The sequence below is a fragment of the Dyadobacter sp. HNCC25DJ184 genome (assembly GCF_056895215.1).
On the sequence record NZ_JBXHAQ010000013.1, the window covers coordinates 73,402 to 85,674 of the forward strand.

General features: G+C 45.0%; 5 protein-coding genes. 3 read left to right on the forward strand and 2 right to left on the reverse strand.

Going from position 1 to position 12,273, the window contains the following annotated elements; all coding sequences use genetic code 11:
• Nucleotides 1-52: 52 nt before the first annotated feature.
• The 3 genes from AC1XUD_RS18985 to AC1XUD_RS18995 all read left to right on the forward strand — a co-directional run bounded on the left by AC1XUD_RS18985 (nt 53) and on the right by AC1XUD_RS18995 (nt 6,511).
• A complete protein-coding gene (locus AC1XUD_RS18985) occupies nt 53-3,187 on the forward strand; it encodes a SusC/RagA family TonB-linked outer membrane protein (RefSeq protein ID WP_483362622.1) in 3,135 nt (1,044 codons plus the stop codon).
• An 8-nt stretch (nt 3,188-3,195) separates the two neighbouring features.
• A complete protein-coding gene (locus AC1XUD_RS18990) occupies nt 3,196-4,881 on the forward strand; it encodes a RagB/SusD family nutrient uptake outer membrane protein (RefSeq protein ID WP_483362623.1) in 1,686 nt (561 codons plus the stop codon).
• A gap of 67 nt (nt 4,882-4,948) precedes the next feature.
• Nucleotides 4,949-6,511, forward strand: coding sequence for a glycoside hydrolase (locus AC1XUD_RS18995; RefSeq protein ID WP_483362624.1), 1,563 nt, complete (start codon nt 4,949-4,951; stop codon nt 6,509-6,511).
• Between the two features lie 153 nt (nt 6,512-6,664).
• Here the strand turns inward: AC1XUD_RS18995 and AC1XUD_RS19000 are convergent, their stop codons facing one another.
• Together AC1XUD_RS19000 and AC1XUD_RS19005 are read right to left on the reverse strand one after the other, a co-directional pair.
• The gene (locus AC1XUD_RS19000; RefSeq protein ID WP_483362625.1) at nt 6,665-7,810 is read right to left on the reverse strand and encodes an efflux RND transporter periplasmic adaptor subunit; all 1,146 of its coding nucleotides are present in this window, start codon (nt 7,808-7,810) and stop codon (nt 6,665-6,667) included.
• An 11-nt stretch (nt 7,811-7,821) separates the two neighbouring features.
• A complete protein-coding gene (locus AC1XUD_RS19005; RefSeq protein WP_483362626.1) occupies nt 7,822-12,189 on the reverse strand; it encodes a CusA/CzcA family heavy metal efflux RND transporter in 4,368 nt (1,455 codons plus the stop codon).
• Nucleotides 12,190-12,273: the final 84 nt, after the last annotated feature.

Below are 12,273 nucleotides of genomic sequence, written 5' to 3' on the forward strand. Positions count from 1 at the left end.
CGTTAACACCCGCCATCGCAACCTAATTATTTAATTTTTCAAACTTTTATCTATGAAGAAATCTTTTCAAAAGGACGTGGCCTGGTCTGCTCCCGAAGGGAAAACAGTCGTTAAAACGGCGAGGTTCGGGCTGCTGGCTTTTCTATTATTGGTGGTGTCATATGGCAGTTTTGCCCAGTCCTCTTTTACTGTGAAAGGAACCGTCACTTCGGAAAATGGAGAAGGGCTGCCAGGCGCAAGTGTGATATTAAAAGGTACTTCAACGGGAACGACAACCGACGCTGAAGGCAAGTATTCCCTCAGCCTTTCGGATGGCAGCGGCACGCTGGTTATTACCTATATCGGGTTTATCACACAGGAGGTAGTACTGGCCAATCGCAGCCAGATCGACGTAAAACTTGCCAATAATGATAAGGTGCTGGATGAAATCGTGGTGGTGGGTTATGGCACCCAAAAGAAAGCAACTTTGACCGGATCTGTTTCAGAAGTGAAAGGATCGGATATCGTTAAAAGTCCGCAGCCGAACTTGTCGAACTCACTGGCAGGTCGCTTTTCAGGTTTTGTGGCTAACAACCGCGGCGGAGAACCCGGATATGATGGATCCAGCTATACCATTCGTGGATATGGCACAACCGGAAATAACGACGTTCTGGTTGTTGTAGATGGTATTCCGGGTCAAGTAGGTGGCTTGGATCGTCTGGATCCGAATGATATTGAAAGTATATCCATCCTGAAAGATGCGTCGGCCGCAGTTTATGGTAGTCGTGCAGCAAACGGGGTTATCCTTGTGACCACCAAACGTGGGACTACGGGTAAACCAGTTATATCATATAGCTTCAATCAGGGTTTTTCTTCACCAACACGGCTGCCAAATTTGGCCGATGCACCCACCTATGCGACAATCCTGAACGAGATTGATTATTATAACAATCCGGCTGGCGGGATGAACCAGCATTATACTGCGGAAGAAATTGAGAAATTCAGAAATGGTTCAGATCCGTTGAATTATCCAAATACCAATTGGCAAAAAGCAACCCTGAAAAACTTTGCGCTGCAAAACCAGCACAATTTGGGGATTAACGGAGGAACCGAAAACGTGAAATATTACGTGTCTTTGGGGACCATTTATCAGGACGGTTTGTACAGAAACGGAGCGACAAAATACAAGCAATACAATTTTCGTTCGAACGTAGACGCAAATGTTACTAAGGACTTCAAAGTAAGTCTTTCATTATCAGGCCGTCAGGAAAATCGTCAGTTCCCGGTGTCATCTGCAGGGAATACTTTCCGTTCGATCTACCGCGCTTACCCGACTGTAATTGACCAATATCCGAATGGCTATTATTCAACAGGCGTTGAAAATAGTAACCCGGTTGTTTTGGGAACGAATATGGGTGGAACGACCAACAATCCGACCTCAGTTTTCAACGGGATTGTAAGAGCAAGTTATAATATGCCGTTTTTGGATGGCTTGTCTGTGGACGGTTTTTATTCAGTAGACAAGTCCTTCAATTTCTCCAAAACCTTCAGTGTTCCTTATACCCTTTATAACTACGACAAAACGACGGGAGCATATAATCCAGTCGTAACGGGCGGTTCTGCGGGTGCAGCGTCATTGTCCCAGTCACAGTTGAATATTACGAATATCACTCAAAACATTCGTCTTAATTTCCTGCGTTCGTTGGGCAAGCATAATATCAACACGTTTGTGGCTTACGAGCAAAACAAGCGTAACGAAATCACTTTTGGTGCTTCGAGGATCAATTTTCCAACTGCATCAACTCCGGAACTTTCGCAGGGCGGGGCAGCAGCGACGGACAAAAACAACTCGGGAAGTAGCTTCAATTTTACTCGTCGAAGCGTTATCGGCCGTTTTGCTTACAACTTCGATGAAAAGTATCTGGCTGAAATTCAGGCTCGTGTAGATGGATCCTCGGTTTTCCCGAAAGGAAAGCAATATGGCTTTTTCCCATCCATATCGGCAGGTTATCGGATATCTCAGGAAGACTGGTTTAAAAACAGCGTAACATTTATCAATGACCTGAAACTGCGCGCTTCTTACGGTTCTTTGGGTAACGATAATGTTGGCCAGTTCCAGTATTATAACAATTATTCATTTAATAATCAATATGTTACCGGCGCAAACGTGATCACGCCGGGTATTGATCTTACCAAATTGGCTAACCCTGATATTACATGGGAAGTTGCCAAGAAAATGGATATTGGTATCAACGCGGTGTTCCTGAAGAATTTCAGCCTGGAATTCATTTACTTCCAACAGAAACGTTCGGATATCCTGGCGGCACGGAATGCATCCATCCCGAATACATCCGGAATCGTGAATCCATATGGGTCCGGAGCTCTGGTTCCTGATCAGAACTTAGGTAAAGTGAACAGCTCGGGTGTTGAGGCAACTTTGGCTTACAACCACGCAGGAACGTTCCGCTACAATATCTCGGGGAACATCACTTATGCCAAAAGTAAAATTGTATTCATGGACGAAGCCCCGGGTCTGCTGGATTATCAGCGTCAAACAGGCGGCCCGCTTTATACCAATTTGCTTTACAACTCCATCGGAATTTTCCGGTCACAAGCTGATCTTGACAAGTATCCTCACTTGCAGGGAGCACAGCTGGGTGATTTGATCCTGGAAGATTACAATCAGGATGGCAAAATCACTGCAGACGATCAAACACGTACACCTTATGGAAATGTGCCTTTGCTGACATATGGTGTGGTTTTGAACGCGGGGTATAAAGCTTTCGACGCGGCAATTGTATTTGCAGGACAAGGAATGGTGAGCCAATATGTACTTCCGGAATCCGGTCAGGTGGGTAACTTTTACAGCAGCTGGGCAGACAACCGCTGGAGCCAGACCAATCCGGACGGGTCATATCCGAGGGTTGACACGCGTGCTTCTTCATCCATCAATGGTGGTTTATACAATAGTACTTTCTGGTTGAACAATGCGTCATTTATTCGTTTGAAAAACGTGGAAATCGGATATACTCTTCCTAAATCAGCACTCGATAAAATCAAGATTTCTTCTTTGAGAATCTACGCGAGTGCATTTAACCTCTTCACAATCACGGGGGTGAAGGATTATGATCCGGAAGGAAACAGCACGAGCGGTCAGTTTTATCCGCAGCAGAGGATATTGAACCTGGGTTTGAATATTAAGTTTTAATTGAAATTATGATGAAGAAAATACGAAATATCTCAATAGCAAGCCTTTGTGCCGCGGTCATGCTGATGACTACGGCTTGTCAGGAAAACTTTCTGGATGTAGTACCAACCGACCGGGTATCCGACGCATCTATTTTGTCCGATTCAGTTCTTTTTGAGGCATATGTGATCAACCGCTATATGGGCACCAGATTGACCGAAAAAGAAGCGGAAGGTACATTGCCTGGCTTTGGACGTGGTTTTGAATACGCGATGTGGTCGTCGCTGACCGACGAATCGATTTATAATAATGATGACAATACCTGGCTGATCCAACGCGGACAAATTGCTCCCGAAAACACGGGTATCGCTGGAACGATATGGGGAAGAAGCTACCGAAGCATCCGCGAGGTGAATTATGCGCTGGCCAATCTTGATAAAGTGCCGATGAGCGAAGGCCAGAGAAACAGGTTGAGAGGTGAATTGAAATTCATTCGCGCATTTCGCTATCAGGATCTGATTCGCAACTACGGCGAAGTGGTTTTGCTAGGTGACAAAGTATATGAACTGAGCGATGATTTGACAAGCCAGGATTTATTCGACCGCTCTGATATCAAATCAGGAATTGAATACGCCGTCGGTCAACTGGATGAGGCCGCCGCGCTTTTGCCGACAGATAACAACGGAACATACTGGAAGCTGGGCCGTGCGACGAAAGGTGCTGCTTTGGCTTTGAAGGCGAGGTTATTACTTTACGGAGCAAGTCCGCTTTACAATGCATCCACCTGGCAGCAGGCAGCTGAGGCCTCGAAAGCGGTAATGGATATGGGTAAGTATAGCTTATATTCAGGCGGTTATGGGAAATTATTTACTACGACTGACAACTCGGAAATCATTTTTGGTCGCCTGTTTGCGCAGGGTGCCCGCCACGTGTGTCTGGAAATATCAAACGGACCTAATAGCTATAACGCCTGGGGCGGAAACGTGCCGGTTCAGAATCTGGTCAATGATTATGAGATGATGGACGGAACAAAAATCACCGATGCAAATACCAGCTATGATCCTCAGGAACCATATAAAAACCGCGACCCGAGATTTTACGAAACCATTTTATACAATGGAGCACCGTACAGAAACAGCACGGTTCAGACTTTCACGCCGGGGGGCAAGGACAGCAAAGATGGCCCATCCAACTGGAATACATCGAAAACGGGCTATTATCTGAAAAAATTCATGAACGACAACCTGCCGATCGATAACCCTTGGGACGTGGCCGGAACGCAAACCTGGATTTATTTCCGGTATGCCGAGATATTGCTTAACTACGCGGAAGCTCAAAATGAAGCGGTAGGGCCTGATGCGTCGGTATATGCTGCCATCAATGCCGTTCGCCAGCGTCCGGGAGTTATGATGCCGGTTGTTCCGGCAGGATTAACCCAGTCGCAAATGCGTGAAAAGATTAGGAACGAACGCCGGATCGAGCTCGCTTTTGAGGAGCATAGATTCTATGATGTCCGCAGATGGAAGATTGCTCCTCAAACCGAAAATGTACCAGCATATGGGATCGAGATCGGTAAAAACGGGAATACTTTTACTTATGCATTGAAAGAGGCGCTTACCGGAAAGTCATTTGCAGAAAAGCAATACTGGCTGCCGATCCCGCGATCTGAGATTTTAGCATCGGACAACAAACTCGAACAAAATCCTGGTTACTAAACTTCATCGCCACCTTCTTCTTCGGAACCAGGTGGCGATTTTTTTCAAGACCCCTAAACTCAACTATATGGTTTTTCAGTATTATTCAAAAAATACACTGCTATTTTCACTGCTTTTATCATTCACGACCTGTTCAAATGCAACGCCGGACGAAACTCCCAAGCCCACCGCGGAAGCCACGATCACGGTCACAATCAATCCGGCAAAGACCTATCAGACCATCGAACATTTCGGGGCATCTGACGCCTGGTCGTGTCAATTTGTGGGAAACTGGCCTGATTCCAAAAGAAATGGAATAGCTGACTTGCTTTTCAGTAGTGATATATCGGCTGACGGGCAGCCCAAAGGTATAGGGCTTTCTCTATGGCGATTTAATATAGGTGCGGGTACGGCAGAACAGGGTGATGCGAGCGGAATCAGAGACGAATGGCGACGTGCGGAGTCGTTCCTCAATAATGACGGAACTTATAACTGGGACAAGCAAGCTGGCCAGATCTGGTTTTTAAAGGCTGCCAAAGAACGGGGAGTTAATGAGTTTCTTGCGTTTCCAAACAGCCCACCGGTTCAGTTTACCAATAACAAAAAAGGATATGCAAGTAACGGTGCCCCAAATCTTTCCGCCGATAGTTTCGGGAAATTTGCCGGTTTTATGACTGACGTCGTGGCTGGGGTTCGTCAAAAAACAGGTATCACTTTTAACTATATCAGCCCCGTAAATGAGCCGCAATGGGACTGGAGCGATGGAGGACAGGAGGGTACGCCGTTTTACAACAATGAGATTGCCAATATAACCCGTGCTCTGAGTAGCTCGCTGAACAACAGTAAGCTGCCGACAAAAATTAACGTGGCCGAGGCCGGGCAGATCGATTATCTTTATTCGGAGTATAACAAGCAAGGCAGGGGGAATCAGATCAATTCCTTTTTTAACAAAACCTCTGCGGATTATATCGGTAATCTTTCAAACGTAATTCCCGCGATTTCAGGGCATAGCTATTTTACGACATCGCCTCTGAAAAGCGCGGGATTAAAGCGTCAGGAAGTTGCATCTGCTCTGGAGAAAGTAGACGGTGTAAAGTACTGGATGTCTGAGTATTGTGTTTTGGGTGACAACGGTGGGGAAATCAATGGAAGCGGTAAGGATTTGGGTATTGCTCCTGCTTTATATATCGCACAGGTAATACACAACGACCTCGTGTATGCGAATGCAACTGCCTGGCACTGGTGGATCGCCATATCTCCATATAATTATAAAGACGGCCTGGTTTATATTGATAAAAACAAAACAGACGGAAATTATCAGTCTTCAAAAATGTTATGGGCTTTGGGGAATTTCAGCCGTTTTGTCCGTCCGGGTGCAGTCAGAACAGATGTTAAAACTTCGGTAGGCGGAGAAGGACTTCTAGTATCTTCTTACAAAAATACCAACAATCAACTTGTGACAGTTATTATAAATCCTTCGGAAAAAGAATCGAAAGTGACACTCGATTTGCAAGGAAACAATTTATCAAATCAAAAGATATACAAAACTTCTGCTTCTGATGATTTGCATATAGTTAATCAAACCAGCAGTGACAAATCAATTATGGTCGATGCAAAGAGTATATTGACAATCGTCGGTGATATGAAATAGGCAAGCTTCGACATTCAATCAGCATATTCCAAATTATTTTTTACACAAAACCGGTCGGTAGCTTTTCATAATATTCCTGAATGGATCAACTATGAATGGCTATCGGCCGGCTTTGTGATATCTCTGAGAATCTCGGTTATATTTTTTGGAGGATCATCCCTCCTCCTCCGTATTCTTGATTTTCATCAATAGAGCATATGCGTTTTTCACCACAAGACGCGTGTTTTCCGTGATACTTGCAGCCTGGATCTGTTGTTTCCCCTTGCTGATAACGCCGGGCTTCACCTCTTTCATTTCAAATTGACCACCGCCATTTTCGGTGAAAACATAAAATTTATTTTCCCAGCGAACCACTGCATCTTCCGGAACGGTCAATGCCTGTTTTGAAGTAGTAGAAACCTCTCCGTTGACAAACATCCCGGGAACCAGTGATGAGCTATACTTCTCAAAATGACAATGTACTTCGGCCATCCGGTCCTCGTCAAGGTTCTTGCTAATCAGGATAATTTCCGCCTGAAACTTCTTGTCTGGTTCGCTATTAGTATATGCATCAACACGTTGCCCGATTGACAAAGAATTTAAATCTTTTTCGAACACATTGAGTGCCAGGTGGATATCTTTTGGGTCTACAAGTTCGAAGAGCATATCCGTAGGAGAGGTGTATTTACCCACATTCACATTTACCTTCGAAACGAATCCGTTGATCGGCGAAACGATAGCTACGCTTTTTGAGATATTATCGGCTCTGAGTTTGTTAGGGCTGATGCCGATCAGTTCGAGCTTTTGTCCCAGAGCATTCATCAATATGCGTTGAGTTTCCATTTCCGATCTCGATTGCTGAAAAATTTTGTCGCTGGCGGCTTTGCTGGCGTTCAGGTCTTTTTGGCGATGGTATTCTGTCTCCGCTAATGTGAATTTTTCCTTCGCAGTCAGATAATCCTGCTGCAACTGAATGAATTGCATATCTTCCAACTGAGCCAAAACCTGACCTTTTCGGACATGCATACCTGGCAGCATATTGGTGGATTTGAGATATCCGCCCAAAGGAAAACTCAAACTGACTGTGCTCTGCGGAGGAACGTCGATTTTTCCTGATAAAGTAAGTTGGCCGCTCATATTTTCCAGCGTCGGTGTGCCCAATTCGACGCCCGCGGTGTTGATTTCGTTTGCATTAAAATTTACGCTTTCCTCAGACTTGGTGGAATCGGAGGTTGTTTCAGTCGGCACTTCTTTTTTTGGTTCGCTTTCGCATGAGGCAAGCACCAAAAGGCTTAATATTAAAATGTGATATGGTTTCATGTGATATGCTTTTATAAATTTTGGAGCTTTAAGAGTTGGATGGCGGCCTGATTGTAGCTATTGATCGCGGAGATATACTCACTTTTGATCGTGATGCCCTGGTTGAGGAGCATCACCCACTGCAGATAGTTGATTTCGCCGCTTTGAAATTGCTCGTCAGCTGCTTTGATAATGATGTCAGCGTTTTTAATGGCTTGATTTTCATAATATTGCAAACTTTCATGGAATTTGACTACCTGTTCCGCTGTATTTCCCAACTCCGTTTGAAGCTGTAATGATGTGAGTTCGACTTGTGTACGGTACTTTTCCCAGTCCAGTTTTGCGGCTGATATTCTGGAGTTATGGGCTTTGAAAAATAATGGCACACCAACTCCGATACTGAAATAACTGAACCTGTTTTTGCCGCTGAAATATTGCTCCTGCTCACCAACCATTTGAGTGCCGATCAAACTCTGGTTGTTATATCCAATCGTAAAATCGGGAAGCAATCTTGACTTCTCGGTTTCCCACTTAAATCGGGCTGCATCCTGAAGATTTTTAGCCAGTTCGATTGCGGGGAGTGCAGGAGTAATACCTGCCGTATCCACCCAGGCTGGCGAACTAATTATTTTCAATTTTTCGAAAGCAGGTACATATTTAACAGAGTCCTGAATGAAGAAATTGAATTGTTTCAAATTGATATTCAGGTCTTTACTAAGCAAATTGAGCTGATTGGATATCTGCTGTCGTTGCGATTGCGCTGCTGTTTTCTCCAGAATATTGGCTTCGCCTTTTTCAAAGCGAAGGTTTGATTTGGTCTCAAAAATCCGGAAAATACTATCGGCATACAGTAATAATTTCTTACGCTCGGTCAGAACTGCATATTCATAAAAAAGCTGGCGAACCTCTGCTCGGATATCCTGTTCGGTAAGCTTCGTTTGAGCCTGAGAGGCAAGGTAATTGGCTTTCAGCGCTTTTTGCTGATTTGAATAAACAGTCGGGAAGCTGAAGGTCTGGCTGATGCCGATTCGCGTGTCGTTATTGGCACTATTCACTTTGCCATAATCCGCGCTGATATTGGTCTTCGCCAGATCATATGCGCTCGTTTGCAACTTTTCGGTGGCCTGTTGATTCAACCTGGAGCTCTGGACACTGAGATTTTTCTTCAATGCAATCTGAATCGCGCTGTTGAGATCAATATCCTTTGCTGGTGACTGCGCATATGTTGTATTGAAAAAGCAAACGGCCATCAGAATGAGTAGTGCCGGAACCGCTTTTCTGATCTTGATTTTCGTATCGAATAATAGATAAAGCGCTGGTAACACAAAGAGTGTGAGTAAAGTAGCCGTCACCAGTCCGCCGATGACGACCGTCGCCAAGGGCCGCTGAACTTCTGCACCAGCTCCGTTACTGAGCGCCATCGGAAGAAAGCCGAGCGAAGCCACAGCCGCCGTCATCAACACAGGACGAAGCCGGTTTCGGGTCCCGGTCATAATGATATCCAGTGCACTGGAAACTTTGCCCTCTTTTTTGATTCGGTTAAATTCCGTCAGTAATACAATACCGTTTAGAACTGCTACTCCAAAAAGTGCAATAAAACCGACGCCAGCTGAGATACTGAATGGCATATCGCGTAAAGCAAGCGCAAAAACTCCACCGATTGCGGATAAAGGAATGGCCGTAAAAATCAGCAAGCCGTCTTTAAGCGATGAAAAGGTGAAATATAACATGGTCAAAATCAGCAGCAAAGCGACTGGAACGGCAATGCTGAGCCTCGACTTAGCCTGTTGCAAATTTTCAAAAGCTCCCCCGTATGTGATACTATATCCAGCTTCAAACTTCATTTTAGCATCCACTTTTTTCTGCAACTCTTCCACGACAGATTCCACATCGAGTCCTCTGATATTGAAACCCACTATGATCCTCCGTCGCGTATTTTCCCGCTGAATTTGATTGGGGCCTTCCACTTCTTGTATGTCAGCGACCTGATAGAGCGGTATTTGTATTCCGCCGGGTGTTGACACTAATAGATTTCTGACATCCTCAATACTCTTCCGTCCTTCGTTTCCGACCCGAACTACCAGATCAAACTTTTTCTCACCTTCGTAAATCTGCCCTGCGGCTGCACCCGCAAAAGCCGCATTGATGGTTCGATTCAGCTCGTCGATATTCAAGCCATATTTCGCAATTTCGCTTCGGTTGAATTCAATCACGATTTGAGGCATACCGGTCACTTTTTCGATATACCAGTCGGCAGTGCCTTTAACAGTTTTTGATATGTTGCCCAACTCTTCGGCATATTTGGCAAGTTGATCAAGATTTTCACCAAAAATCTTGCAAACCACGTCCTGCTTTGCTCCTGTCATCAACTCGTTGAAACGCATTTGCACCGGATATTGAAAGCCGGTAGTCACGCCGGGAACCACCGATTGAGCTGTTTTAGCCATTTTTCCAGCGAGCTCAGGAAACGAAGTTGCACTGGTCCATTCGGATTTGTCTTTCAACACGATGATCATATCCCCGCCTTCAATCGGCATCGGATCGGTTGGGATTTCGGCACTCCCGATTCTGGATACTACCTTTTCTACTTCCGGATATTGTGCCTTGAGTTTGTCGGATATTTTATTGATTGCGTCAATCGTGGTGGTCAGGTTGGTTCCGACGAGCAATCTGGTCTCTGTAGCAAAGTCGCCTTCTTCGAGTTGCGGAATGAATTCTCCACCCATTTGTGTGAATATAAAAACGGCAGCGGCAAACAAAACGAATGCTGCACTCACCATCATTTTCTTGAAATTCAAAGCAGATTCGAGTATGCGCTGATATCCGTTTTCAATCCGGGACATGATGCGATCCGACAAATTTGGCGTATGAGAGATTTTCTTGCTAATGAACATGGAACTGATCATTGGCACGTAAGTCAGGGAGAGAATAAAGGCTCCCAGTATCGCAAAAGCGACCGTTTGTGCCATCGGTTTGAACATTTTTCCTTCAATGCCTGAGAGAGAAAGGATGGGTAAATAGACAATCAGGATAATGATTTGGCCAAAAACAGCGGCATTCATCATCCGGGAAGCTGACCCCGCCACTTCTTTATCCATCTCATTTTGAGAGATATTGGAAATACCGGCGTACTTTTTCGAGAAATGAATATGGTGCAAAATTGCTTCAACAATGATGACGGCTCCGTCGACAATTAATCCGAAATCCAGTGCTCCAAGGCTCATCAGATTACCGCTCACGCCGAAAATGTTCATCATCGCAATGGCAAAAAGCATTGATAACGGTATCACGGACGCGACTATCAGACCTGCACGCAGATTTCCCAAAAACAAAACCAGCACTATCACAACGATCAGTGCGCCTTCCAAAAGGTTATGCTCCACAGTACCTATAGCATTGTTTACCATTTTGGTTCGATCCAGAAACGGCTCAATTTCAAGTCCTTCAGGGAGCGTTTTCTGGATTTCGACAATCTTGTTTTTGATATTCGTGATTACTTCCGAAGAGTTGCCACCTTTCAACATCATCACTATCCCCCCCGAGAGCTCACCTTTTCCGGCCATCGTCAAGGCGCCATATCGAATCGCTGAACCTATTCGGACGTCGGCAACATGACTAATTAAAACTGGCGAACCGTTGCTATTGTTTTTGACAACGATATTGCGGATATCCTCCTGAGATCCAGCCAGACCAACACTTCTTATGTACAAAACGGTTGGCCCTTTTTCAATATAAGCGCCTCCGGTATTTTGGTTATTTCGGCTTAATGCAGTGAATATGTCGCTGATTGTCAGGTTTATAGCTTTCAGATTGGCAGGATTTACAGCGACTTCATATTGCTTCAGATCTCCTCCAAAAGTAGATACATCTGCAACTCCTGGTGTTCCCAAAAGTTGCCTCCGGACAATCCAGTCCTGGGTAGTTCGCAAGTCGGCCAGTGAATATTTATTCTCATATCCGGTTTTGGGTTTGATCACGTACTGATATATCTCCCCAAGTCCGGTCGTGACCGGCGCGAGTTCAGGTTTGCTGGCGTTTTCATTGATATCCACCTGAGAGAGGCGTTCGGTAACCTGCTGGCGAGCCCAATATACATCCGACCCGTCTTCAAAAACGATGGTGATCAGTGAGAGACCAAATCGTGACATGCTTCGACTTTCCTTAAGTCCGGGTATATTGCTGATTGCTTGTTCGATAGGGAAGGTGATCAAACGTTCCACATCTTCGGCTCCCAAAGCCGGAGCGGTCGTAATAATCTGAACCTGGTTATTGGTGATATCCGGCACCGCGTCAATCGGTAGACGCGTGACTTCATAGGTACCGTAGACGACCCACAGTACCATGAATATGCCAATGATCAGTTTGTTTTTAACTGAAAATTGAATGATTTTGTTGAGCATAAAGTATTGATATATAAATACATAGCATATGATCTGCGAACGCGAATGTTTTTACGCGGGCACAGAAAAATAGGGGATGTATAT